We start from the raw sequence: 25978 nt of genomic DNA, 5'->3' as shown, positions 1-25978 counted from the left end.
GAACAGCACATGACCATCTACGATTTTTCAGCCAAGAGCATCGACGGCACGACCGTCGACCTTTCCGACTACAAGGGCCATGTGCTCCTGATCGTCAACACCGCGAGCCAATGCGGCTTCACGCCGCAATATGAAGGGCTGGAGGATCTTTACCGGAAATATCGCGAACAGGCCTTTTCCGTGCTCGGCTTTCCCTGCAACCAGTTCGGCGGACAGGAACCGGGGGATGAAGACGAGATCGACTATTTCTGCAAGACGCAGTTCGATATCGACTTTCCGATGTTCGCAAAGGTCGATGTCAACGGCGACGATGCCCATCCCCTGTTCAAATATCTGAAGAAGGAACGTCCGGGCCTTCTCGGATCCGGCATCATCAAGTGGAATTTCACGAAATTCCTGATCGGCCGCGATGGCGAGCCGATCAAGCGTTACGCCCCGACGGTCAAGCCCGAGGACATCCAGGACGACATCAACGACGCGCTGGCCGCTGCCAGGGCGTAAGGTCCTGCCGCGAAGGCCTCAGTGGCCTTCGTACTGCACCAGCGAGCGAACCTCGACGCCCATATCCTCAAGCTTTCTGCGGCCGGGCAGGTCCTTGAGATCAATGATGAAACAGGCCGAAACGATCTCGGCGCCGATCTGGCGCAAGAGCTTGACCGCGCCTTCGGCCGTGCCGCCGGTCGCAATCAGATCGTCGACCAGGATGACCTTTTCGCCGGGTTTGACGGCGTCGACATGCATCTCCATCTCGTCCTCGCCATATTCCAGCGAATAGGTCATGGAGACGGTCTTGTCGGGCAGCTTTCCCTTCTTGCGGATCGGCACGAAACCGGCCGAAAGCTGGTGCGCGAGGGCTCCGCCCAGAATGAAGCCCCGCGCCTCGATCCCGGCGATCTTGTCGATCTTCATGCCGACATAGGGCTGCACCAGTTCATCGACGGCGCGGCGAAAGGCGCGCGCATCGCCGAGAAGCGTGGTGATGTCGCGAAAGATGATGCCGGGCTTCGGATAATCCGGAATCGAGCGAATGGCTTTGAGCAATTCAGGATTGGCACTCATCTTCTGACGTCCTTCAATTGGTCTTTCTTCCAGGCGCGGCGCTCGGGCCGCCCATCAAAAAGGCGGCCGCGGCCGCCTTTCCTTGTTCACGTCCCGACACGAAAAATCAATCGTGCTTGCGGGCATAGACCGATTTTTTCGTGAGGAACACCAGAACCGCCATGATCACCAGGAACACCATGACCACGAGCCCCGTCTGCTTGCGCTCCTCAAGCTTCGGCTCCGCCGTCCACATCAGGAAGGCCGCGATGTCCCGCGAGTACTGATCCACCGTCTCCGGCGCGCCGTCATCATAGGAAACGATCCCGTCTGAAAGCGGCGGCGCCATGGCAAGCGCGGCGGCGTTGGCGAAATAGGGATTGTAATAGGTGCCGGCCGGAATTTCCGCGCCTTCCGGCGGCTCCTCATAACCGGTCAGAAGCGCGTGGATGTAGTCCGGTCCGCCCTCCTGATACTGGGTGAAGATGTCGAAGACGAAAGTCGGGAAACCCCGCGTTATGCCGCGGGCTTTCGCCATCAGCGACAGGTCCGGCGGCGCGGCGCCGTTGTTGGAGGCCGCCGCCTGCTCGGGATTTTCGAACGGCGCCGGGAAATAGTCCGAGGGAATGCCCGGCCGCATGTACATGTTGCCGTCATTGTCGGGTCCGGCCTCGATCTCGTATTCGGCGGCAAAGGCCTTCACCTGCTCTTCGGAATAGCCGAGATCGGAGAGCGTGCGGAAGGCCACCAGGTCGAGCGAGTGGCAGGCCGAGCAGACGTCCTTGTAGACCTTCAACCCGCGCTGCAGCTGGCCGCGGTCATAGGTGCCGAACGGACCGGCGAAGCTCCAGTCCATCTGCTCCGGATGTTCCAGCGGATAATGCGGCGTGCCGCCTTCCTCCCCGTCTTCCGCGGCGAGAGCCGTGGTGAGACAGAAGGGCGAAAGAAGCGCCGAGAACAGAACCGTGGCGATAAGCTTTTTCATGTTTCTTCCCCTCTCGCCACGCATCACGTCTTGCTCTCGGCCGGCTTCTTGCGCGCGGCCTCCTTTTCGAGGACCGCTTCGGTAATCGAATTCGGTATCCGGGTCGGTTTCTCGATCAGGCCGAGCACCGGCATCAGCACCAGGAAAAACGCGAAATAGAACAGCGTTCCAAGCTGCGACATGACCACGAACACGCCTTCCGCCGGTTGCGAACCGAGCCAGCCAAGCATGATCGCATTGGCAACGAACAGCCAGAAGAACAGCTTGAACCACGGCCGGTAGGCGGCAGAGCGAACCTTTGACGTATCGAGCCAGGGCAGGAAGAACAGGATGATGATCGAACCGAACATCACCAGCACGCCGCCGAGCTTCGAGTCGATCGGGCCGACATCGAAGGTGATCGCCCGGAGCATCGCGTAGAAGGGCAGGTAATACCATTCCGGCACGATATGGGACGGCGTCTTCATCGAGTCGGCCGGGATGTAATTGTCCGGATGGCCGAGATAGTTCGGCATGTAGAAAATGAACCAGACATAGGCGATGAGGAAGATCGTCACGCCGAACGCGTCCTTCAGCGTCGCATAGGGCGTGAACGGCACGGTATCGCTCTTCTGCTTGACCTCGACGCCCGTCGGGTTGGTCTGGCCGGTTACATGCAGCGCCCAGATATGCAGCACGACGACGCCGGCGATCATGAAGGGCAGCAGGTAATGGAGCGCGAAAAAGCGCTGAAGCGTCGGTTCGCCGACGGCAAAGCCGCCCAGCAGAAGCTGCTGTATCCAGTCGCCGATCAACGGAAAGGCGGTGAAGAAGCCGGTGATCACGGTCGCGCCCCAGAACGACATCTGCCCCCATGGCAGGACGTAGCCCATGAAGCCGGTCGCCATCATCAGCAGGTAGATCACCACGCCGAGCATCCACAGGATCTCGCGCGGCGCCTTGTAGGAGCCATAATAGAGGCCGCGGGCGATATGCAGATAAACCGCGATGAAGAAGAATGACGCGCCGTTTGCATGCATGTAGCGCAGCATCCAGCCGTAGTTCACGTCGCGCATGATCTTCTCGACCGACAGGAAGGCGGCGGAAGTCGATGACGTGTAGTGCATGGCCAGGACGACGCCGGTCGCGATCTGCACCAGCAGCATGACCGACAGCATGGCGCCGAATGTATAAGCGTAGTTCAGATTGCGCGGCACGGGATAGGAAACGAAGCTGTCATACAGCATGCGGGGCAGCGGCAGGCGCGCATCCATCCATTTCGCCATGCCGTTCTTGGGCACATAGCTCGAGTGTCCACTCATGATTCAGTCTCTCCCCCTCAACCGATCCTGATCACAGTGTCGGACGTAAATTCGTATAGCGGTATGGCAAGGTTCTGCGGCGCGGGGCCTTTGCGGATCCGGCCCGCCGTGTCGTAGTGCGAGCCATGACAGGGACAGAACCACCCGCCGAAATCGCCGGCCTGGCCAAGCGGAATACAGCCGAGATGGGTGCAGGACCCGATCATAACGATCCAGTTCTCCTTGGCCTCTCCGGCGGAACGGTCGACATCGGTCGCCGGCGATCCTGCCGGAAGGTTCTCGTTGCGCGCCTCCGGGTCCTTGAGCTCGGAGAGCGGCACCTCCTTCGCCTCCTCGATCTCGCGTTCCGTGCGGTTGCGGATGAAAACCGGCTTGCCGCGCCATTTAACCGTCAACGACATTCCAGGCTCGAGACTGGATACGTCCACTTCGACGGTCGAAAGGGCCAGCGTCGAGGCATCCGGCCGCATCTGGTCGATGAACGGCCAGGCAACGGCGGCCGCGCCCACGGCAGCAGCCACGCCGGTTGTCAGATACAAAAAATCGCGCCGGGTCGGTTCGCCGGAATGATCCGTCGAAACAGTCTCGTCTTGCACCGCTATCCCTCCATCAGCTGATGCCGTTGCCTGCGGTGACGTCCCTCCTTCGCCGTAACGAAAGCGCCTGGGCAACGTTCATATGATCGCCAAGTTTTATGCATGATTATTCAGGATGTCCAGTGTTTGACCGATTTCAATCACAGGCAATGGTTATCGGAAAGGCACCAGGCGGAACCGACCGGAAAATGCGCCCTCCTTGCCGGCGCGCCGAAACCGACCCGGCCCTATTCCTCCTCGGCAAGCTCCGGCAGAAAACCCCCGGACTGGCGGGCCCACAGCGACGCATAGAGGCCGCCCCTTTCGATCAGCGCCTCGTGCGTGCCCTGCTCCACGATCCGGCCCTTGTCCATAACGATCAGCCGGTCAAGCGCGGCGATCGTCGACAGGCGATGGGCGATGGCGAGCACCGTCTTGCCCTCCATCAGCTTCATCAGATTGGCCTGGATGGCGGCCTCCACCTCCGAATCAAGGGCCGATGTCGCCTCGTCGAGGACAAGGATCGGCGCGTCCTTCAGCATCACCCGCGAAATCGCGATGCGCTGGCGCTGGCCGCCGGACAATTTCACCCCGCGTTCGCCGACATAGGCATCAAGGCCCCGGCGTCCGCGCAAATCGGCAAGATCGGCGATAAAGCCGTCGGCTTCCGCCCGCTCGACGGCCTCCCAGAGCATGTCATCATCGGCGTTTTCATTGCCGAAACGGATATTGTCGCGGATCGGGCGATGAAGAAGGCCGGTATCCTGGGTCACCATGCCGATCTGCGCGCGCAGGCTCTCCTGGGTAACCTCGGCGACATCCTGCCCGTCGATCAGGATCCGCCCGCTGTCAACGTCATAGAAACGGAGCAGAAGGTTGACGAGCGTGGACTTGCCCGCGCCGGACCGGCCGACGATGCCGACCTTTTCGCCCGCCCGAATGTCAAGGACAAGATCGCGGATCACGCCCTTGCCGCCGTCATAGCCGAAGCTGACATGATCAAAGCGGATTTCTGGGCTGCGCATGACGAGCGGCACGGCATCCGGCTTGTCAACAAGGCCGATCGGCTGCGAAATCAGCTCGGCCGAGTTCTGGATCGTGCCGATGGCGCGCATGATGCCGTTCAGCTGCATCATCAACCGCCCGAGCAGCATGGACAATCGAAGCGACAGGCCGAGCGTGAAGGCGACGTCGCCCGAGGATATGTCGCTCGAGAACCACAAATGCACCGAAAGCGCCGCGATGGCGGTGATCATCACGCCCGACAACAGGCTGAGAGAGGCTCTCACTCCGGTGATCAGCCGCGTAAAGACCTGAACGCGCGCGATCAGGCGTTCGAAGCCGCCGCGCATATAGACGTCATTGCCTTCGTCGCTGCCGAAGAGCTTGAGCGTCAGGATATTGGAAAAGGAATCGACCATCCGGCCGGACATCATCGAATTGGCTTCGGCCAGTTCACGGGCATTCTCCCGGATGCGCGGCACGAAGAAGCGCGCCAGCACCGCGAAGATCGCGATCCACAGCGCGATCAACGCCGCCAGCCGCCAATCAAGCGCGGCCACCAGCGCCATGGTCGATATCGCGTAGATCGCCATGAACCAGACGACCTGCAGAAGCGACGACATCAGATCGCCGATCGACTGGCCGGCCGCCGTCACCTTGGTCACGATCCGGCCGGCAAAATCATTCTGGAAAAAGTCGAGCGACTGACGTGCGACATAGCGATAGGACTGCCAGCGCACAAGATTATTGAAGCCGGGAACGATCGTCTGTTCCTCGATCAGCATCTGCAGCGTGGTAAGCCCCACCCGGACGACAACCATGGCAAAGGCCATACCGATGAGCGCCGGGCCGTGTTCGGCCATCAGTCCAGACCAGCCGGCTTCGCGCGACGTGCCGTCGAGTATGTCGATCAGCACGCCCATGAACCAGAAGGAAGCCGATTCCATGACCGCAACGCCGCCGCCGACGACGAGCATGGCAAAGAACGGCCATTTCGCCTGGCGCAGAAAGAACCAGAGAAAAGCAAACAGCTTCTCCGGCGGCTGCTCCGGCGCGCGGTCGGCCAGCGGGTCGATCCACCGCTCGAACAATGCTGCAATGCGCTGAAATATCATGACGGCAAGAGATACAGGGATTCGGCAGGCGCGCCAATGATCGTTCGATCAAAAGAGAGAGGCTCTCCATCCCGGCGGAGAGCCGTCTGTTCGGCGCGGGTTTCGTCCCCGTGTTCCCGTGAATCAAAACCTCCTGCCAAAGCCGGAAGCTGCCGGCAGTTTCGGGCGGCGGCGACCGCCTTTTTGCGCTTCGGGGGGAACTGAGGCAGCGAGAAGGCGTTTTTCCTGCATGAAACAAAGGAGAGTATCATGCTTTACTATGCCGCTGTCTTTCTGGTCATTGCCCTTGTTGCCGCCGCACTCGGCTTCGGCGGTATCGCCGGCGCATCCGCGGGTATCGCCCAGATTCTTTTCTTCCTCTTCCTCCTGTTCTTCGCCGTTGCGGTGATCGTCAACTTCGCGCGCAGCCGGTGAGGCCCCCTCGCGAGCGGACTTCGAAGCGGGCCTTCTCCGGAAGGCCCGCTTTTCGTTTGTCGTCGCCTTATTCGAAAGCAGATACGAAAAAGGCAGCGGCGTCTCCGCCACTGCCTTCGTTTGGTCCGTCGCTTTCGCGATCAGTTCATGCGCGACATCCAGGTGTCGACGTCGCGTTCGGCCTCGTCACGTTCCTTGCCGTAACGCTCCTGAATCTTGCCGACGAGCTTTTCGCGATTGCCCGCGACGACGTCCAGGTCGTCATTGGTCAGCTTGCCCCACTGGGCCTGTGCCTCACCCGTAAACTGCTTCCAGTTGCCTTCGATACGATCCCAGTTCATAAGCCTGCTCCTTTCAGCTTGCTTTGTCGTTCGGTTGGGTAAACGCGCGACGGATCGCTGCGGTTCCGTGACGACGGGAGGTTTAGGCGGACCTTTGAAGGCGGCGGCAGGTTGATTGACAACATCTGAAAAACAGGGGATGTAAATCAAAGCGCTTCGTTTTTTATTTCGGCAGGCGCTTACCCGCCACCTTGGCCGGACGTTTGCCAACAGAGCGTTTTATCGGCGAAACATCATTGAAAAAGAGACATTTTCGCCGACAGGGCGAAATGGAACGGGAACGGCGTTCAAACCTGCAATCTAGGTCAGCCGCGAAAAAGCATGCGAAAGATTTTCGATAGAGTTGGAGCGGTCGGGTTTCCTTCGCCGAACCGGCTTTTGCCGGCACTGGTGTTCGTCGTCGTTGCCGCGATCGGCCTTGGCATGTCGTTTTCGATCTACCGGGCCTCCGAGGTCGAACGGCGCGCCAAGTTCGAGATGGTCGCCGGCGATGCCGTCGACCGCATCGTCTCACGCTTCTACCAGCACATGTCGCTCCTGGAGGCGACTAAGGCCTTTTTCGAGGCGACCGACGGGATGGTCGACCGGGAGGCTTTCCGGACCTATGTCGAGGGCCTTGATACAGAAGGCCGCTATGACGGCATCCAGGGCATCGGGTTTGCCCGCATGGTCTACGCCGGCAACGAGGCCAAGGCCGAGGACATGATCGCGCGTTTTTACAGCGATGACATCGCGATCTGGCCGGAGACCGATCAGGATTACCGTGCCGCCATCGTCCTGCTCGAGCCGGAAGACGAGCGCAACCGTGCGGCGATCGGCTTCGACATGTACAGCGAACCGGTGCGACGGGAGGCGATGGCAGATTCTTTTGCCACGGACACGCCGCGCGCCAGCGGCCCGGTCGAGCTTGTCCAGGAGATCACCGCGCGGAAGCAGGCGGGCTTCCTGCTCTACCTGCCCTTCAAGATGGATGAGGGGCCGAACTCCGCCGACGGCAACCTGCCGCTCTCGGGCTTCATCTACGCGCCGTTCCGCGCCGGCGATCTCTACCAGGCGGTGATGGACGACGGCCCGACCGTGCCGGTCGCGATCGAGGCCTACGACAAGGAGGCGCCCGGAACCCCGCTGTTCAGGTCATCGACCTTCGTCGCCGCCCTGGAGCGCAGCGATCTCGAGGTCACACGCGAAGTCGATATCGCCGGGCGGACCTGGGTGCTGGAAATGGCGCCGAGCGCCGCCTTCGAGAAGGCCGAGTTCGACATCACGCCCTTTGTCGTCGGTTCCGTCGCCCTGCTGCTGGCAGTGGCGCTTGCCCTCGCCGCCCAATGGCAGATCAAGGCGCTGGCTGCGGCGCGGGAAGTCCAGCGGGTCACCCAGAAATCGCTGCAGGAACGGGAGCTGATGCTTCAGGAGATGAAGCACCGGATCAAGAACTCGATCGCCCGCATGCTCGCCATTGCCCGCCAGACTGCCTATCATGCAGAAAGCCTCGACCAGTTCATGGAATCCTACGCCGCACGGCTTCAGGCCATGTCCACGGCGCAGGATGTGCTCACCCGCTCGCGCTGGCAGAGGGCCGACCTCAGGGAGCTCCTCTCAAAGGAACTCGAGCAGGTCTTCGGCGACGCGGATGCCCATTACGAGGTTTCCGGCCCGGCTGCCGAGCTTGACGAGAAGGCCACACAGGCCTTCAGCCTGACCTTCCACGAACTGGCGACAAACGCGCTCAAATATGGCGGAATGGCGAATGACGGCGGCAACCTGAACGTCACCTGGACCTATGAAGGAACCGGCGCGGCGCGCAAGCTGAGGCTCCTCTGGCAGGAAGGCGGCGCGCGCGTTGCCAAGCCCGAGCGCAAGGGTTTCGGCACCCGATTGATCGATGCCAACATCATCGGCGAACTGCAGGGTACGATCGAGCGGCACTATCGCGAGGATGGGCTTACCGTCGAAATCGCCTTTCCCAACCCGGCGGAGACCGGCGAGCGCCGCCCGCGCTGGCGCCGCCGCCGTGCGAGAAAATCTGCCGACCGCTAGCGCATAGCGCTTTCCTTGAAAACTGCCGAAACGCAGGGCAGGAGAAGCCAGCGCGCCGCCGGTCCGCAAAAGCGCGTGAGAAGCAATTGGCGAACGATCCGGATAGGCTTTGCAGCAGGCCTCTCGACCATTGCCTGCTTTGCCTGCTTTGCCCTGGGTCTTCAATCAGCCGGCGGCGACCGGGCTGCGGAAACCTGCCCGGCGCGGCCCCCGGCGCGACCTTCCGCTCGACAACAATCTTGCCGTCGTCATGAACGATGCAGATTGAGACGCCTGCTGATCGTGTCCCATGACGTGGTGTAGCTGGATTTCATAGCCATCGGTGATTTCCGGTAGGGTCTGGTTGCTTATGACCAACCTGAAGGACACCACCGATGACCAACGACATGATGAACCTGCGCTCACTCGTTGAGAAGAGCGCCGACGCCGATTTGCTCCGTGAGATGATCGGCTTTGCCGCCGAGAAGTTGATGGCGCTGGAAGTCGGGGCGAAGACCGGCGCGGGTTACGGCGAGAAGAATGGCTTTCGCCTTGCCCAGCGCAACGGCTATCGCGACCGAGATTGGGAAACGCGTGCAGGAACCGTCGAGCTGCGCATTCCGAAGCTTCGCACCGGCAGCTATTTCCCGAGCTTCCTCGAACCGCGCCGGATGGCGGAAAAGGCGCTGACGGCGGTGATCCAGGAAGCCTATATCCAGGGCGTCTCCACCCGATCCGTCGACGATCTGGTGAAGGCCATGGGCATGTCTGGCATCTCCAAGAGCCAGGTCTCTCGGCTCTGCGAGGAGATCGACGACAAGGTGAAGGCCTTTCTTGACAGGCCCATCGAAGGCGAATGGCCATACCTCTGGATCGATGCCACCTATCTCAAGGTCCGACGCGGCGGGCGCATCGTCTCTGTCGCCGTCATCATCGCGGTGGGCGTGAACACCGACGGCCGGCGCGAAGTGCTCGGCATGGAGATCGGAACATCAGAAGCCGAGCCGGTCTGGACGGAGTTCCTTCGCAACCTGACCAGGCGCGGGCTGCGGGGCGTCAAGCTCGTCGTCTCCGATGCCCATGAGGGGATCAAGGCCGCTGTGTCGAAGGTGCTTTGCGCCACCTGGCAGCGCTGCAGGGTCCACTTCATGAGAAACGCATTGGCTCATGCCGGAAAGAGCGGGCGGCGCGTCGTCTCCGCCTTCATCGCCACCGCGTTTGCACAGGACACGCCGGAGGCGGCGAGCACCCAGTGGCGCAATGTCGCTGACCAGATCAGGCCGAAGGTGCCGAAACTCGCCACGCTCATGGACAACGCCGAACAGGACGTGCTCGCCTACATGACCTTTCCCAGGCAGCACTGGGCAAAGCTTCATTCGACAAATCCGATCGAGCGTCTCAACGGCGAGATCAAGCGACGCACTGAAGTCGTTGGCATCTTCCCCAACGACGACGCCATCGTCAGACTGGTCGGTGCCTTGCTTCTGGAGCAAAACGACGAATGGGCCGTCCAGAGGTCCCGCTACATGACACTTGAGACAATCGCCACGATGAGCGATGATCCGCTCATCAGCCTGCCAGCAGCAAGCTGACACTCATCCGCCCCTCTGGGATGAGCCGTGGTCGTCTAAGCTACACCACGTCATGGGACACGATCTTTTTCGGCAACCGGCGAAATAATAGGCGAGATGCTGAACGCGCTTGCTCTATCGTCATCTAGCCAGAAAGTGAGATCACGCGCGAAGGCTGAAGCTAAGATCTGGGCGAACCGTGGCCGCGCCAAGATCAGGACCGGACCTTTCTATTCCTGGGAACGCTCTGGGGACAACTTGCGAAACGGAAAGTTGCCCGAGAAGACATATGGAATCATCGTTTCAGGCCGCTTGACGGCCGACTACCTTGAAGTCCAGTCCTGACCTTGAAGTACACTATTTTGTGCGCACCCACCCATTCTGAATAGTCGCTACCAGCAAGTTCCGCTTGGAAGCCATGAGCAATCATTCCAATGGCGTTTTTGCCATTTCGCGAATTCCATCATCTTCCGTCTCTTGGACTGTCTTCTCTAATCACGTGATTCTGAAGTTCGGTTCATTGTTTTCTGACAGAAACGCTTGATTGCGGCGAGGATTTGGTCGGCGGATTTGACGCACTTGTCTGGGGTTAGGCATCTATGCAAAACCTCCTTCTCAACAAGTTCGTTGAGCAGGTTTTGACTGACATTCGGCCGGTTCGCTGCAGCTCTGTCCCGCAGTCCGAGATGCTTGGGACCTAAATGGGACCTCTCACCAGTCATCTAAAAGCAAGCCTTACCTTGATTGGTTTCCGCCGACCCATCTGCTTTTGGAGAGCTTGTTGCGGACCCAAATAGCGCCGATCTATAAAGCTGGATGATCGGGCTTACTCGCTTTCAGAAAAGAAGGCAAAAAGCACGAGCCTAGACTCTATACGCGCAAAAGTTCAAGCCAAGTGACCGAAAGGGTCAAAGCCTGCACAAAAAGGTCAATCTATGTGACATTTTACAAGAACAGGAAATTGGTGGAGCTAAGCGGGATCGAACCGCTGACCTCCTGCATGCCATGCAGGCGCTCTCCCAGCTGAGCTATAGCCCCATTCTCCAAACCGCCTGAGCGGTTCGAAGCGACGTTGTTCGCGTCGGGTGGCGGCTTATTACTGTCGATTTTCGACGGATGCAAGCCTTAAAAAACATTGTCTGAAAAAAACTTGAACCGTCTCCCGCGCAGACACGCGGAGCCGCGTCGAACCGCATGCCTGACGAAAACCGAAGATATTTCAAGCTTCGGGCCAACGCCTGTTGCGGCCGGGCAAAATAAGCCCATAGAGAAAAACCGCCGGTTCTTTCGAACCTGCGGTTTCAAATGTCAGTCGCGACGACGCTATCGACAGAGAGGATCAGTTGTCGTCGTCATCGTCCGAAACGCCGATGATGTCGGAGACATCGTCATCATCGTCATCATCAGCCTCGAGGAATGTGTCGTCGTCATCGACGTCCACATCATCGTCGTCGTCGCCGTCCACATTGGGAATGTTGTCGGAAGGGCTGTCATCGTCGGATGCCGCGATCGTGCCCATTTCGCCGTCGCTGTTTTCCGCGTCGACTTCCGCAACCTCGTTTTCCTCTTCCTCGCTTTCGACAACGGCGATGGAAGCCTCATCCTCAAAATAGCTCAGCGGCCAGGAATTGCCCGAATAGGGCGAAACCACCGGATCCTTGTTGAGGTCGTAGAATTTCTTGCCCGTGTCCGGGCATGTTCTTTTCGTGCCAAGTTCCGCTTTCGCCACGTTCAAACCCTCTCATGTTGCGGTTGAAGGCTGGCTTTCGCCGATCGAAATGCGCAGATCTTTGCGCTTCGTCTTCAGGCGGTCCCCTTATCGTCATGCCGCCCGTCTGTCAAAGACTAAGTTCAAGGAACTTCGCATTCCCGGAAATGCCTGCCCTGCCGGTCTTGCGGGGAGCGGCGGCGAGAAACATTCTCGCCGTTAACCATTTTTAAAAACCCTTCCTTAAGGTCCGGCGCGTAGATCATGCCCCATGTCTATTTCGCGCTTGAAGATTGTCTTAGCAGTGCTCTGCCTGGCCGTTCTGGCGGGTTGCTCGACGACCGTCAGCAATGTCGGCAACAGCTGCGCGATATTCGCGCAGAAGAACGGAATATTCGAGAACTGGCGTCGCGATGCGGAAAGGGCTTCGCGCGACTACGGCGTTCCCGTCTCCGTGCTGATGGCGACGATCTATGTCGAGTCCTCCTTCGACAGTCATGCCCGTCCGCCGCGCAAGAAAATCCTCGGCTTCATTCCAGGTCCCCGCGCCTCCAGCGCGCTCGGCTACTCCCAGGCGCTTGACGGCACCTGGGCGGAATACAAGGCCCGCACCGGCCAGCGCGGCGTCTCCCGAACGGATTTCGGCGATGCGATCTACTTCATCGCCTGGTATCACAGCCAGAGCCACCTTCGGAACGGCATCGCCCTCAACGACCCTTACAATCTCTACCTCGCCTATCACTCCGGCCATGCCGGCTACAGCCGCGGCGTGTGGAAAAGCCGGCCGGTGGCAAAAAGCGCCGCCGCCCGCGCCCAGAAGATGACGCAGATCTACGAGGCGCAGTTGCAACGCTGCCGCTGACGGCGCCGAACGGCCCTCTATTGCTCACCGCTCCTTGCTGTTTTCGGCGCAAAGCAGCCCGGCTGCATGGCCGGGTTGTTGCGATAGAGCAAGGTCAGGTCGCCGCCAAGCTTGGAATTGGACAAGGGCCTGAGCGGCGCGAGCTTGCGATCAAGCGCCGCATCGCTTTCCAGACTGAGATAGGCCTCGAGGAAGGCGATCGAGAATGGCTCCTGGTCGTTCAGCCCCTGCTTGACCGTCTGCGGCTTGCCGGCAATCAGCGCGACCGCGGCCGGATCGGCAATCCCCTCAAGCGCGAAGGCGACGGCCTTTTCGATCGCGGCCTGCTCGTCTTCGGTATAGGAGTAGTCATTATGGCAGATCAGCGCGGCCGAAGCCGTCAGCGGGGCCAGCGCGTGAAGCTGGTAGTGGAGCGCATAGGCGCCGCGCCGCATCTCGTAGGGCATGCTGCCGTTTTCATCCACGGTCGCGAGAATGGTGCGCTGGCTGTCGAGCGCCCAGTTGATATAGTCGGGCTCCCGCAGGATCAACGCCGCTTCCGTCACGGCAAAGGCGGCCCAGAGCCTGAGGTTGCCCATCTTCGCCTTGGGCGGCGCGTCATTGCTCCAGTATTCCGTCAGGAAATCGGCATTCTTCCGCAACCAGGCCTCGATCGCTGTCTTCTGCTCGGCAAGGTCCTCGGTCTTGTCGCGCACCTGCCGGTAGGCGCTGGCAATACCGCCGACGCGTGAGGCATAGGTCATCTTGGCGTTTTCGGTCTCGAGCGCGCTGAAGGCGCCGGCATTCGCCCAGGCGGCAATGCCCGAGATGACGCAATCCGCCCTTGTCTTGGCCAGCACCGGATTGACCAGCGCGTCATTGGCGAGCCCGTCCAGCTGCCGGATGAATTCATCGGCATCCTTCAGCGCCAGGTCCACCTCCGCGTTGCCCGCGGCATCGAGCTCGGAACGGTCGCTGCCGCTTTCCTCGTAACGGCTGCCATAATCGAGCGTCACGGTCGGAGCGGGAAACACGGGACAGGCCTCGCTGTCGGCATCGGGCGCGGGCGGCTCGGCGGCGGCGGCAAGGATCGTAGCGGCGCCGGCGAGAAAGAGGCTGCGACGAAACCTGCGAGGGCTGGAAAATATCCGGTTCGAGAGGTGTCCAAAGCCGGACTGCTCTTGCTCGCTGCTGAATTCGGCCAAATCGGGCTCCCCTTCGGTCGATGCCAATGGTCAATGATATCTACTGTACGCGCATGATCGAGAGCAAGGTCACCGCCGTCTCGTCTCCCGCGCTTGCGGCGGCCTGCAGCCATTGCCGCGCCTTTTCCGCCGAGGGCTCCACGCCGAGGCCGAAGGCATAGGATTGCGCCAGCATCAGCATCGCCTCGGGGTCGCCGGCGGTCGCCGCGCCGGTGAGCCACTTTGTGGCCTCGTCCGGCGACGAGCCGTCCTGCATAAGGAGCTTGGAGAGCTCGCGCATGGCGACCGGCTCTCCGGCGATTGCCGCGCCCCGATAGGCGTCCTTGAGATCGAATTTGGCCAACACGTTGTCGGAGACACGCTGCGGCGCGCCCCCGAGCTTTGCCACCACGCTGTAAAGCTCGGCCGGCCCGGCATTTCTCAGCTGGTGAAGCAGCACTCCCTCGTGAAGCGCCTCATCGTAAAACGGTCCGTCGCCGCTCGAAAACCAGTCGAGCAGCCGCCATGCCGCCGGTTCGTAACCCTGGCGGAAGGCAGCCACATAAAGATCATAAGCCTCTTTCCGGTCATCGATCGACCCGAGCGCCAGATAGATGTCGGCAAGCTTGACCTGCTGCCATGCCTGTTCCGGCGAGAGCGCCAGCGCCGCGTCAAGCGCATTGAGCGCGTCGTCCGGTCTTCCGGCATCGAGTGCGTAGCGCGCCTTGCGGGCCAGCGCGTTGAGGTCGCAGGGCATGATGGAAAGCGCGCGCTCATAGTAGAAATCCGCCGTTTCCTCGTCCGCCGAACGCGCGGCCGCAAACAGCATCGCCTCGAAATCGCCGACGGTCGCGATCTCGGTCATCATCGCGTCGGAGGGCTGGAACTCTTTCTTGCCGGCCGCGCGATAGGCGTCGTCCAGCCGCCAGAGGCTTGAGCCCTTGACGCTGCCGCCGACCGCCTCGATCAGGGCGGTCGCCTTCTCGAGCGTCTCGTCATCGATAACTTCGTCGGCCGGCACATCGGCCAGATAGATTTCCGCAAGCGCGGTTTTGGCATAGGGGTCGCCGCCATCGGCAAGGGCCCGCAGCGCATCGAAGACAGCCGTGCGGCTGGCATCGTCGGGTGCAGCCGCATAGGCCGCCTGAAGCACGGAAGCCTCGCCGCCGGCGCTGGCGGTCATCATCGCGCGCCAGTGGGCAACGATATTCTGGAACTGCGCGGGCTTGAGATCGGAGAGGATCGTCGTCAGCCGGCCCGCCGCCTGGCCGCTTCCGCCGAGCGCCGCCGCCTGCAGGCGCGCCAGTGCGTCCGCGATCTCGGGTTTTGCCAGGTCCTCGGCCTTGATATGGTCCGGCAGCTCCGGAAGATTGTCGGGATCGAGCGTCTGCCACGGCGCCCAACGGTCCGCCTCGGGACCATCCGGCGCACGACACAGAAGCGCGTTTCTCAGATCATCGATGGCCAGCGACTTGCCGTCCTCGGCCACCAGATCCTCGAACAGGGCGATCGCCTTCTGCCGGTCGGCCTCATCGCCGCGCTGAAGGTAAAGGCGGCCGAGCTGCAGCTTGCCCTCCGGGTCGTCTCGGTTTGCTGCCTCCTGAAACAGGTTTTCGCGCGCGTTTTCCTGGGCAAATACGCCGTATTCGTCCTGCAGCATTGTCCCGAGACGGGAGAAGGGCCAGCCGGGCGCATCAGGAAAGCGCGCCAGCTTCACCAGCCGTTCACGGTATTCCTGCTCGTCCTCTTCGGTGTCGATGCCCTCTCTTTCCTGCAGCCTGATCGCTGCGATCAGTCCGTCCTGGCTGCCGTCGGCGGCAAGCGCGTCATAGATGCGCATCGCCGCGACCGGGTCCTGGGTCAGCAGCCGTCCCTGTTCGTAAAGCGATCCCATGGCGAGACGCGCCGGGACGATGCCGGCCTCGTAGGCCTGGGTCAGGTATCGCATCAAAAGCGTATCGTCCTGCGCGAGCCCGTCGCCCGTAAGCTGATAGCGCGCGGCCTTCCAGGCGGCCTCCGGGTCGCCGAGCTCGGCGGCGAAACGGTACCACTCCTCCGCCAGCGCGTGATCCTGGGCAATGACCTCGCCCGTCTCGAAGGCCCGGGCGATACGGCGCACGCGCTCGCAGATGCCGCTGTCGAGATTGCCGAGGAGCGAGGAAAAGCCGAGGGTGAAGGCGAGCTTGGGAGGCATATCCCAGCCCGCCACGCTCTGCCCCATGGCCGTACGCTCGGCAAGGTCGAGCACGGCGTTCGGATTGCCGTTATAGGCGGCCTGGAGCTTGCGCTGCAGGCCGCGCTGCTCGTTTTGCGGCACGGCGCGGCCTTCGAGATAGAGATCGCCGAGAAAATTGACGGTCGCCGCCGATGCTGCCGGTCCGGTTGCTTCCAGTTCGGCCACGAAACCGGTCTCGCGCAGGTCGGCGAAACGCTCGGCCTTCACATAAAGCGAGATCATGTCGAGCAGATAGGCCGTGCGGTTGTAATAGGGATCGACCTTGGCGCGGAGATTATAGGCCTTCTTGATGGTATCGAAATACTGGTTCGCGTCGATATTGCGCAGCCGCGCCAGTTCAGTGTCGAGATCGCGATATTCGATGCCCGGCGGCAGGCGCTCCCCGTCCCAGGACGACCATTGCAGCTTCAGCATATCGTCGGACTTGCGCTGCGCGCACACCTTTGCCGGCTGGATATCGGGCGGACGGAAATCGATCGCGGGCTTTTCGGCACGGGCTGTCGAGACGCCTGCGGCGAACACAGCGGCGCTCAGGAGACCGGCGACAGCGGCGCGGCGGAGCCTGCTGCAGGCTCTGTTGACATGCCTCTTCATTCTTCCGCTCCGCTCTCGCCGCAGGTCGCGCGTTCGGCCGAACAGTCGCCGGCCGCGTTGGCGGAGAGCGTCAGCCAGGGCAGCGGGCCGAAACGGGCGAGGTTGGCGCCGGCCGGCACTTCCCAGACCAGAAACAGCGGCGGATGGTCCTGGAATTCCCGCGACTTCAGATAGGCGTCGATCGACTGGAACGGATAGGCATCGGCGCTTGCGCGATTGGCCACGTCAAGGCCGGTCGCCTGCTTCAGAAAGCCGTCGAAATGACTCTGGCCGCCGGCGGAAAAGCGCGACCCGACGAGAACTACAGGCGCGGGCGCCTCCGAACCCAGCACGTTGAACGGCCTGTCTGCGGCATAGGCCTCTTGGCCCGTCGTCTCGAACCGTTTCTCGCTGACCGGCGGCAGCGGCGCGCTGCAATGGGTCTGCAGCGCCGTGCGCAGGTCGGACGGGCGCGAGATCTCGTCCTGTTCGGTGGTTTTGAACGTCATCAGGTTCGCCTTGCGATAAGCCGGAAGCGCCTTGATCCCCGCCGCCACCGTCTCCGCCGCAAGCCGCGCGCCCTCCGGCGTCCACAGGGGATCGACCTTCTGAAACGGCGGCGTCGCCGGATCGGCCTTTCTGAGCGCCGACTGCAGATCAACCGCGACGACATTCGCCGCCTTCAGCCGCGACAGAGCTTGCGCATAGATCTCCTCGTTGACCGTCTCGTTGTATCCGTAAACCCAAGCAGCATCCGGCACTTCGGCGGGCATGGCCTGGCTCTTGCTGGGAACGGGGACATAGACAAGCACCGTGCCGCGCTGGCGCAGACGTTTGGCCAGGTCGCTGATGCTCTCGACGAGAGCGGGATCGGCGACCTGCTGCATGGCGATATCGTCGATCACCGTGAAGAAGACCCCGTTCGAGCCTTCGAGCACGGCCGGGTCGAGGCTTTCGAGACCGGTGCAGCCATAAAGCGAACCCGATGCGGCCTCAGGCAAGGACGTCTCCTCTGCCGGCTGCTGTTGCGTGGATGGCGCTTGCTCGTGCTGCGCGATCTGTTCGTCGGCGACCGGCTCCTGCGCTGCCGGCTGCTGCTGCGCGGGCGGTTGCTGCGAGGCTTGCGCGGCGGGCGCCGTCTGCCCCTCGGTCATCTGAAACGGCGGTTTCGGCGCGGCCTGGCTTGCCTCCTGCTGCGCCATTGCGCCGCCTCCCACCGCAATGGCCGCGATCAGACCTGCCATCGTGAAACCGGCCCTATTCATCGTTGTCCTCCGCTTTGGCCGTCCCCGGATCCGGATAGGAACGCATCAGGTTTTCGGCAGCCGTACGCACGCTCAGATCCGGGCTTTCAAGCGCGATCGCGAGAAAGCGCCGGATTTCCATGATCTCTGCCGCATCGCCGGGCTCCTTTGAAGCAAGCCAGAGCGCCGTCCGCAGGGCGAGAGCGCTGTCATTGGAGCCGGAAACGCCCGCCTTCATCAACGCCTCGGCCATGTCGGGACGATGGCCGAAAGGCTGGCCCTGAAGGTAGAATTTCGACAGGACGTCGACCGCGTCCCGGTCGCCCTGGCTTGCCTGCAGCAACAGCGCCCTCTCGATATTGTCGAGGCGGGCCTGCGGAATGACGGTCTGTCCGTCCATCAGGATGTCGACAAGCGGGTTTATCGCGTAACTCCGTCCCCTGGCTACCGCAACCGCATAGTAAAACGCCGCATCCGCCCTCAGTTCCGGCCGGCCGCTCTCGATGTAGCGTTCCGCAAGCGCATAGGCCGCAAGCCCGTCTCCGGCATTGGCGAGCACGCGAAGTTCACCTGTGGTCACCGGCTGATCCGCAACAAGCTTGTCGCGGATGGCCTTCAACCCCGGCTGCCGGTCGTAGCGCCCGTCAACCGGCGTGACGGGCAGATGCCGGGCCGCCGCCTTTCCGGAAAGCGGCGCGGGCGCAAGCATGCCGGCCGGCGCATTTGCCGGCACAACAGCGCCGGCAAGGGCGAGAGCAAGGAAGACGACGCCCGAACGGCCTTTGTTCTCCCAACGCCGCGCCATCTCACCTGATCTCCTCGAAATGGCAGCCGGTCATGTCTGACAGGCGGAACATGCCGTTGCTGTCGCCCTGAAAGATCAGGGGCGATCCGCCGCGCGCCGACGAAATCTCGAAAACGGCGCCGGGATCATCCTCATGCGCGCGGGCCCAGCCGAGATAGCGCGGGGTATCGTATTGAAGCGCGCCGCCGAAAAGGAGCGGAAGCTGGTCGGAGAGATTGTTGCCGCTCAGCCCGATCGCGGAAAAACGTTCGGCCGTTATGCCGACATTGTTGGCAACGAACCGGTTCTGTGCCACCTCGACGCTGTCTGCGGGCGAGATGCTGTCATTGATCGAGATCCCCGCGCCCTGGTTGCGCACCAGAAGATTGCCGGCAAGGCGGACCCCGAGGCTTTGGGAAACGTTTATCCCGTCCCGGCGGTTGCGCAGCACGGCGTTGCCGCGGATATCGACGCAGGATCCGCCAGCGACCGCGACGCCCTCATCCTCATTGGCGACGAAGACGTTGTCGGCGACGACAAGATGACCCACGCCGTCGCGACCGAAAAAGCCGCGTCCCCCGTTTTCCGCGGAGATATTGCCCGCCACTTCCAGGCCGGTGCTTCCGATCGCCAGCATGCCATGCATGCCGCTCGAGACAATCACATTGTCCCGGATCGCGCCGCCCTTCAGCTTATCCAGCCTGAGACCGATCCCGCGCGCCTTCTGGATGCGATTGCGGGAAAAGACGAAATCCTCGATGCCGGTGACCTCCACCGAGCGGACATTGTCGAAAACCGTGTCGCTGACCGTGCCCCGGCTCTTGAGCGACGCAAACGGGCTGGAGCCGAAAGCAAGGCCGCTCATCAGCGGCCGCGTGTCGAAACCGAGATTTGAAAGCCGGCTTCCGGTGATGGTCGCGCGGCCGCCGCGCGCCGTCAGAATGAAGGGGTGGAAATCAGGCACCCGAGGACGCGCGCCGGAACCTTTGACGGTGGCATCGGTCACCGTCAGAGCGCCGAGGTTGAGAATGAAAGCGCCCCGGTCCGCAGCCAGTTCCAGCGTATCGCCGGGTTCGATCGCCAGCACCCCGTCTTCAAGGATAACCAGCGGAATGTTGAGAACATAACTGCCGTCGGCGCCGGTCAGGAACGCCTGCCAGCCGCTGCTGTCGAGCGCCTCCGGCAGAGCGGCGAGCGTCAACGCCCCGGACTTGACGACCAGCACCTCGCCGCCCGACGGCGCGGCCGCCTCCATCAGTTCGCGGTGCCCCATGCTGCCGACCTCGAGCGCCACCTGCTGCAGGATCGGCGCGACCAGCGCCTTGCCGACCACACCCTTTCTGGTGCTGCCCGCAGGCTCAGCGGCCGAGCCCGCCGGACCGTCTTCGCTCGCTTCGGGACGGTCCTCTCCGTGGTTCAGCAGCCGATAGGCAGCATCAAGCGGCGCGTCGACGCCGTCGGCCGGATCAGCCTCCAGCGCCTCCATCATTGCGGTGTAGTTGCGGTTGATCACCTCTATGCCTTCGCGGTCGAATGCCCTTGCAGCGCCGGCAAGCGCCGGCACCAGCAGCAGCGCCAGGGCACTGCGCTTCCAAAGGCCGACGACCACACTCATTTCGCCTCTCCGCCCGAGACCATGCGCGGGCGCGCCTGAACCGGGACGCCGAGCGGCACGACCGGCGTGACCGCGTGGCGTACCTCCACCAGCCGGGCCGGCTCTCCGCCGCCATTTCGCAGCCCGCAGGAGCTGCCCGCGGCGACCCTCACGGTCTCACCCGGCCATTTCCGGCCGATCTCGCTGCCGCCCTCCAGTTCAACGGCCCCGGCGCAGACCGTCAGCACGCGATGCTCGTCTTCAAGCGGGGCGAGCGCAACCGCTTCACCGGGGGCGATGTCGAGCGCGTAGACGCCGTAGCCCTCGCCGGAGCGGACCGGCAGTTCATGCGGCTCCGGCGCTGCGTCGGGCTTGGTTCCGCGCGTCTCGAGCGCCTCAAGCACCATGCGCACGTCCTGGGTGCGGTCCAGCGAGGTCACGAGCAGGGCATCCGCGGTATCGACGATGGCGAGATTGTCGACGCCGACGGTGGCGATCAGCCGCCCGGAGGACGCCCGGACATAGGAGTTGCGGGTATCGACAGGCACGACGTCGCCCGAAAGCACATTGCCCTCCCCGTCCCTGGCGCCGATCTCGTAGAGCGAGCGCCAGCTTCCGACGTCGCTCCAGGAAATGGCGGCCGGCGCCAGAAGCACCTTGTCGCTGTGTTCGAACACCACGCTTTCCGTCGCCGCGCCATACGCGCGGCCAAAGGGCGCGTCGCTGAGCTCGGTGCGACCGGGCCCGCGGCCTGCGTCGCGGACCGCCTCGCTGACCGCCGCGAATGTGTCCGGATCAAGCCGCTGATACTCCGCCATCAGCACATCGACGCGAAACAGGCTGACGCCCGAAGCCCAGTAGGCATGCCCCTCGGCAATCAGCCTTTCGGCGATCGGTCGCGCCGGCTTCTCGATGAAATGCGAGACATCGCGCGCGCCGGGATAAAGCGCGCTTGGCCCGCTGTCGACGATATAGCCGTAGCCGACCTCCGGGTAGGCCGGCTCGATGCCGAAAAGGACGATCCGGCCGTCGGCGGCGGGCGGGCGCATCTTCAACAGCACGCTGCTGAAATCCCCCTCGATCAGGTGATCGGAGGGCAGCACGGCCATCAGCGCGCCGGGATCGCGCTCATTGATCGCGATGGCGCTCGCAAGCACCGCCGGCCCCGTCCGTCTGGCGGTCGGCTCGATCATCAGCTCGCCGGCGCGGCCGATCTCGGCAAGCTGCTCACGCACGACGCCTTCATAGCGCATGCCAACGCTGACATAGGGTATATGAAAGCCCTCGCCGCTATGGCGCTCCACCGTCGCCTGGAAGAAAGTGAGCGAACTGTCCGGGCCGATCCTGTGGAACTGCTTCGGCGTGTTGAGACGCGAGAGCGGCCAGAGCCGCATGCCAACGCCGCCGCACATGACGAGGGGATAGATCGCGCTCATTGCCTTCGCTCCTCGCCCGTCTCCGCAAAGGCATTGCCGATCAGCGGCCAGTCATTGGCCCTTTGCGAGAGCGATTGCGCCCGACCCGAGAAAGGCAGCATGGCGCGAATCCTTGTCAGCAGATTGGCGTAGGGCTTGCTGGTGACGGTGAGCGCCACCGTCTTGCCGATGTCGCCGGCGCCCAGCGCGCCGCTTGGCGCCGACAGGCTGACGATGCTGCGCGAACCGGAGCCGCCCTCTTCCGCCTTCACGTCGACGACCGTCAGCGGCAGTTTCTGGCCATCAGCCAGCATGGCCTCCGCCTCGGCGCCGAAGAGCAGCATTTTCGACAGATTGTCCGGCATCACCACCTTGATGGTCGGGCCGGCATCGCCGGTCTTCACATAGGCGATCGGGGTGCCCGGAAGCACGGTCGCGCCGACGGTGCCGTTGGCGGTCAGCATGATGTCGCAATTGCAGGGGTTGGAGAAGTTCAGCACGCCGCCGCGCGCCGATTGCAGCGAGAACACCACGCCGCCCTCCGGCGCCTGGCCGTCGACATAGGCGATCTGCCCCGCCTCCGGCGCCGTCAGCGGCAGGCCGGCAGGCGTCACGGTCGCAAGTCCCGGCACCTTGTGCACGAAGATATGGTAGTGGATCGTCCAGACGGTCAGCGTAATGAGGGCCACGGTGAGCGCGCCGACCCAAAGCAGGCCGAAGACCTTGCGGAGCCGCTCTTTGACCGTCGGCGGTTTCGGCGGCTCCAGTTGCTTCGGCTTCTTCTTGTATTCGGGCGGGATGCGCAGCACTTCGTTGATCTGGACGAGGTCGCCCGCGAGATAGGCATTCATAAGGTAGCGCAGATGCGCCAGATGCGGGCCGGTCGGATCGAGGAACACGAGCTTGTAGGCGCCGCTGCGGCGATCTTCGAGACCGGCGCGGACCTCGATCGGCAGCACGATCGAATAGCCGTCGAACTGGAAGCTGAAACGCGCGATCAGATCGCGGCCGGCAATATCCGCCCCGCCCCAGCCGCCGACATAGGCGGCAACAAGTGAAATGCCGACGCCCTCCAGTTCCCGGCCGTCGATGAAGACCGAAAACGGCATCCAGATCGAGGGGTGGTCGCTGTCATGACCGTTGTCGGGCAGATCGGGCGGCAGACGGATTTCCTGCTCGTTGCCGGCGTCGTCGGTGCGGTTTTCCTCAAGCATTACCAAGCTCCTAAGCGCCCGAAATATCAACGAGCCAAACCATGCCCAGCACCAGCCATCCTACAGCAAGGGCATGCATATAAAAAGAAAATCGATCGGATGCCAGAATGCCTCTTTTGGTCTCGGTGTTGGTGGCAGCGGTCTGGCGGGTCCATTTCTGCCGGTCAAGGCGGAAAAGCACATAGGTCTTGACCATGGCGCCCACAAGCTGGCCGAAATAAAGCAGAAACGGATAGGTGATGGGAAAGCGGCTCGCCCGGAACGTTGAGATCAACGCGCATGTCACGTAGCGCGACAGCATCACCCAGGAAAGATAGAACAGCAAAACGAAGGGGTTGTATACCAAAGTGGCGATCAGCATGCCGCAGGGCCCGGCAAGCGACGTCCACATCGACATGCGCTGGTCGAGGATCGACCACCAGGTGAAGTAGCCGATCCGGCTTGCCGGCAGCGCCAGCGCGCGGTTGCTGGTGCGCAGCGTATTGCCGAACCAGCGCCGCATCAGCACGATGGCGGAATCGATGAAGCCCTCGCGCGGTTGCGTCTCGACGGAAACCGTCTTGACGTCGGGCAGGTAGCCCATCTTGTAGCCGCGCTGCAAAAGCCAGTACCAGGTCGACTTGTCGTCGCCGGTCAGAAAGTCGATGCGGCCGAAGCGCCAGTGGTCGATGAAATCATGCTGGACGCTTTCAATAAAGGTCGGGTCGCTGGCTAGGTCGCCGCGAAAGGCGGACATGCGCCCCGTGAGCGTCAGCACGCGCTCGCTCAGGCCCATGGAGGACATCATCATCTGCCGCTGGGAAAAGCGCAGCGCGAACCAGTCCTTGAACAGCCTTCCGCCGGAGGCCTCCGAAACCTCGTCCGTCGTCACCGCGCCCATGACCGGATCGGTAAAGAAGGGTGCGGCCTGGGCCACCACGTCCGGCGGCACGCGGGTATCGCCGTCCACGAGGAAGATGACGTCCTGCCAGCCTGGATTGAGCCGCGCGATCGTGCGCATCGATGTGGCAAGCGCATCCCGCTTGCCGGTGCCGGGGATCCGGTCGAACTTCAGGCTGACGAGCCCGGACCGGCTTGCATCGGACAAGGCGAAGATCGCCTTGATCAGCCGGACATCGCTGGCATCGACGACGGAGGAGACGATCGTCGCGCCGCCTTGCGATCGCGCCGCCGCGTCGAAGATCGAACGGTAGACCGGCCCCGTGATCGACGGATCGATCTTGTAGGTGGTCACCAGGAAGAACGCGTGCGCCCGCCACTTCTGGTCCTGATAACGCCTTTCCGCTGCCTTGCGCCGGCGCGGAAAGACAATGTGGAGATAGATCTTCGCCCTGATGAAGTTGATGAGCGCCCAGGAATAGCGCCAGACGCCGAGCGTGCCGATGGTGAGCGCCAGCCCCGTGGACTGGCCCACGACTTCAGGCGCCGCGAACAGCCCGATATTCAAACACACAAGCAGGTACAGAAGATGATACACAGTCTTTCCTACCAGCAGATTCCTTCATAGGCCGGGCCCGAGACCCTGCCCGCTTCCACGCGCGTCAGGTCCACCATCGGCTTCTGCCCCAAAATCGCGGAAAGCGGAGCGACGGCCTCTTCATAGCGATGACCGACGACGATGATATCTGACAGCGCTATCAGGTCCGAGATATTCCCGACCAGCTTTTCCGCGAGATTTTCGACCTTGTCATTGCCGCGGCCAGCGCCGGCCATTCTGTCATCAAAGGCCGATTTCACAAAGGGGTCATAGATCCTGATGCCGTATCCGGCGTCGATCAGCCGTTTCGCGAGCGCGGCGAGCGGGCTTTCCCTGAGGTCGTCGGTCGCCGGCTTGAAGCTGACGCCGACCATGCCCACGGTCCTGCCCGCAAACCTGCGCACCAACGCCTCGGCGCGAGCCACCTGGTTTTCGTTTGCCGCCATGATACCGTCGAGAAGCGGTGCGCCGACGCCCTTTTCATCCGCCAGAAACCTGAGGGCCCGCACATCCTTGGGCAGGCAGGACCCGCCGAAGGCGAAGCCGGGACGCAGGAAATAGGGCGACATGGAGATCTTGTCGTCGGAGCAGAGGATCTTCATCACCTTCTGGCCGTCGACGCCGACGCTCTTGGCGATGTTGCCGATCTCGTTGGCGAAGGTGATCTTGGCCGCGCGCCAGCTGTTGCTGGTATATTTGATCATCTCGGCGGTCTTCATATCAACGGCGTGATGCTCCACCGCAAAGGAAGCATTGAAGCCGGCCAGCACGGCCTGCGTCTTCTCGTCCATCGAACCGTAAACAACGAGGCAGGGCTCGAAATAGTCCTTGATCGCCGAGCCCTCCCTGAGGAATTCGGGAAAATAGCCGACGCCAAAGGACTTGCCGGCGACAAGCCCGGAGGCGCGCTCGAGTTCCGGCACACAGACGGTTTCCATCGTGCCCGGCACCAGCGTGGAGCGCATGACGATGCTGTGGAAGTCCGGCTTTTCGGCAATCGCCTTGCCGATCGCGGTGCAGAGGGCCTTCACCTGGGACAGGCCGATGGCGCCGTTCGGCTCGCTCGGGGTGCCGACGCAGACGATCGAAACGTCGCTGGAGGCGACGGCCGCCGCGATATCCGTCGTTGCCGAAAGCCGGCCGTCCTTGCGATTGGACGAAACAAGTTCGGCGAGCCCCTCCTCGACGATCGGGCTCTTGCCCTCGTTGATCGCCTCGACCTTGGCCGGATCGATGTCGACGGCGATCACCTCATGGCCCTGTTCGGCAAGGCAGGCGGCGGATACGGTTCCCGTATAGCCGATGCCGAACACACTTACTCTCACCACGTCTACCCCCTTGCGCCCGGGC

21 protein-coding genes and 1 tRNA gene are annotated in these 25978 nt (G+C 62.5%); 5 read left to right on the top strand and 17 right to left on the bottom strand.

Annotated elements, in window-relative coordinates:
• Nucleotides 1–9: 9 nt before the first annotated feature.
• Nucleotides 10–501 (top strand): glutathione peroxidase, encoded by a 492-nt coding sequence (locus tag AZF01_RS02775; RefSeq protein ID WP_024710226.1) that lies wholly within the window; start codon nt 10–12, stop codon nt 499–501.
• Nucleotides 502–519: 18 nt separating this feature from the next.
• Here the strand turns inward: AZF01_RS02775 and AZF01_RS02770 are convergent, their stop codons facing one another.
• The 5 genes from AZF01_RS02770 to AZF01_RS02750 all read right to left on the bottom strand — a co-directional run bounded on the left by AZF01_RS02770 (nt 520) and on the right by AZF01_RS02750 (nt 6016).
• Entirely contained in the window at nt 520–1059 is a 540-nt protein-coding gene (locus AZF01_RS02770; protein WP_024710225.1) for an adenine phosphoribosyltransferase, read from the bottom strand.
• A 106-nt stretch (nt 1060–1165) separates the two neighbouring features.
• Nucleotides 1166–2023 (bottom strand): cytochrome c1, encoded by an 858-nt coding sequence (locus AZF01_RS02765; protein ID WP_024710224.1) that lies wholly within the window; start codon nt 2021–2023, stop codon nt 1166–1168.
• Between the two features lie 23 nt (nt 2024–2046).
• Nucleotides 2047–3324: a cytochrome b N-terminal domain-containing protein gene (locus AZF01_RS02760; RefSeq protein ID WP_036238563.1), complete on the bottom strand. Its 1278-nt coding sequence runs from the start codon at nt 3322–3324 to the stop codon at nt 2047–2049.
• Nucleotides 3325–3341: 17 nt separating this feature from the next.
• Nucleotides 3342–3920, bottom strand: coding sequence for a ubiquinol-cytochrome c reductase iron-sulfur subunit (petA, locus tag AZF01_RS02755; RefSeq protein ID WP_024710222.1), 579 nt, complete (start codon nt 3918–3920; stop codon nt 3342–3344).
• A 227-nt stretch (nt 3921–4147) separates the two neighbouring features.
• Nucleotides 4148–6016, bottom strand: coding sequence for an ABC transporter ATP-binding protein (locus tag AZF01_RS02750; protein WP_024710221.1), 1869 nt, complete (start codon nt 6014–6016; stop codon nt 4148–4150).
• A gap of 249 nt (nt 6017–6265) precedes the next feature.
• Between AZF01_RS02750 and AZF01_RS23380 the strand changes: the two genes are divergently transcribed.
• Nucleotides 6266–6430 (top strand): DUF1328 domain-containing protein, encoded by a 165-nt coding sequence (locus AZF01_RS23380; RefSeq protein WP_024710220.1) that lies wholly within the window; start codon nt 6266–6268, stop codon nt 6428–6430.
• A gap of 140 nt (nt 6431–6570) precedes the next feature.
• Here AZF01_RS23380 and AZF01_RS02745 read toward each other — a convergent pair whose 3' ends face one another.
• Complete coding sequence (locus AZF01_RS02745) at nt 6571–6771, bottom strand: CsbD family protein (RefSeq protein ID WP_024710219.1); 201 nt, start codon at nt 6769–6771, stop codon at nt 6571–6573.
• 321 nt (nt 6772–7092) lie between these two features.
• Here AZF01_RS02745 and AZF01_RS02740 point away from each other — a divergent pair, with 321 nt between their 5' ends.
• Nucleotides 7093–8808 carry a CHASE domain-containing protein gene (locus AZF01_RS02740; protein WP_081725908.1) on the top strand — a complete coding sequence of 572 codons (1716 nt, stop codon included), beginning with the start codon at nt 7093–7095 and terminating at the stop codon, nt 8806–8808.
• A 374-nt stretch (nt 8809–9182) separates the two neighbouring features.
• Entirely contained in the window at nt 9183–10379 is a 1197-nt protein-coding gene (locus tag AZF01_RS02735) for an IS256 family transposase (RefSeq protein WP_061449609.1), read from the top strand.
• Between the two features lie 941 nt (nt 10380–11320).
• On the opposite strand, the gene AZF01_RS02730 is transcribed toward AZF01_RS02735, so the two are convergent.
• Both AZF01_RS02730 and AZF01_RS02725 read right to left on the bottom strand, forming a co-directional pair.
• Nucleotides 11321–11396: transfer RNA gene (locus AZF01_RS02730), tRNA-Ala, on the bottom strand.
• A gap of 301 nt (nt 11397–11697) precedes the next feature.
• Entirely contained in the window at nt 11698–12087 is a 390-nt protein-coding gene (locus AZF01_RS02725; RefSeq protein WP_024706105.1) for a TIGR02300 family protein, read from the bottom strand.
• Nucleotides 12088–12337: 250 nt separating this feature from the next.
• On the opposite strand from AZF01_RS02725, the gene AZF01_RS02720 reads away from it, so the two are divergent.
• Entirely contained in the window at nt 12338–12928 is a 591-nt protein-coding gene (locus AZF01_RS02720) for a hypothetical protein (RefSeq protein WP_152534406.1), read from the top strand.
• 17 nt (nt 12929–12945) lie between these two features.
• Here AZF01_RS02720 and AZF01_RS02715 read toward each other — a convergent pair whose 3' ends face one another.
• Genes AZF01_RS02715 through AZF01_RS02675 form a run of 9 tightly spaced genes read right to left on the bottom strand, consistent with a single transcriptional unit; the run spans nt 12946 to nt 25956 of the window.
• Complete coding sequence (locus AZF01_RS02715) at nt 12946–14112, bottom strand: alginate lyase family protein (protein ID WP_152534405.1); 1167 nt, start codon at nt 14110–14112, stop codon at nt 12946–12948.
• 40 nt (nt 14113–14152) lie between these two features.
• Nucleotides 14153–16921: a tetratricopeptide repeat protein gene (locus tag AZF01_RS02710; protein WP_024706102.1), complete on the bottom strand. Its 2769-nt coding sequence runs from the start codon at nt 16919–16921 to the stop codon at nt 14153–14155.
• Complete coding sequence (locus AZF01_RS02705) at nt 16918–18165, bottom strand: hypothetical protein (protein ID WP_081725637.1); 1248 nt, start codon at nt 18163–18165, stop codon at nt 16918–16920. Before AZF01_RS02705 ends, AZF01_RS02710 begins: the two co-directional genes overlap by 4 nt.
• Entirely contained in the window at nt 18158–18949 is a 792-nt protein-coding gene (locus tag AZF01_RS02700) for a hypothetical protein (protein ID WP_024706100.1), read from the bottom strand. Before AZF01_RS02700 ends, AZF01_RS02705 begins: the two co-directional genes overlap by 8 nt.
• 1 nt (nt 18950) lies before the next feature.
• Nucleotides 18951–20543: a right-handed parallel beta-helix repeat-containing protein gene (locus AZF01_RS02695; RefSeq protein ID WP_024706099.1), complete on the bottom strand. Its 1593-nt coding sequence runs from the start codon at nt 20541–20543 to the stop codon at nt 18951–18953.
• Entirely contained in the window at nt 20540–21958 is a 1419-nt protein-coding gene (locus AZF01_RS02690) for a sugar phosphate nucleotidyltransferase (protein WP_024706098.1), read from the bottom strand. The genes AZF01_RS02695 and AZF01_RS02690 overlap by 4 nt, the downstream gene beginning before the upstream one ends.
• Nucleotides 21955–23151: a hypothetical protein gene (locus tag AZF01_RS02685; RefSeq protein ID WP_024706097.1), complete on the bottom strand. Its 1197-nt coding sequence runs from the start codon at nt 23149–23151 to the stop codon at nt 21955–21957. The genes AZF01_RS02690 and AZF01_RS02685 overlap by 4 nt, the downstream gene beginning before the upstream one ends.
• A gap of 10 nt (nt 23152–23161) precedes the next feature.
• On the bottom strand, nt 23162–24628 hold the full coding sequence (locus AZF01_RS02680; RefSeq protein WP_024706096.1) for a glycosyltransferase: 1467 nt from the start codon (nt 24626–24628) through the stop codon (nt 23162–23164).
• A gap of 8 nt (nt 24629–24636) precedes the next feature.
• On the bottom strand, nt 24637–25956 hold the full coding sequence (locus AZF01_RS02675; RefSeq protein WP_051423947.1) for a UDP-glucose/GDP-mannose dehydrogenase family protein: 1320 nt from the start codon (nt 25954–25956) through the stop codon (nt 24637–24639).
• Nucleotides 25957–25978 lie beyond the last annotated feature (22 nt).

This window comes from Martelella sp. AD-3 (genome assembly GCF_001578105.1).
Lineage (GTDB): Bacteria > Pseudomonadota > Alphaproteobacteria > Rhizobiales > Rhizobiaceae > Martelella.
Note: the sequence above shows the minus strand (reverse complement) of the source record. Positions and strands in the feature narration are given on the sequence as shown.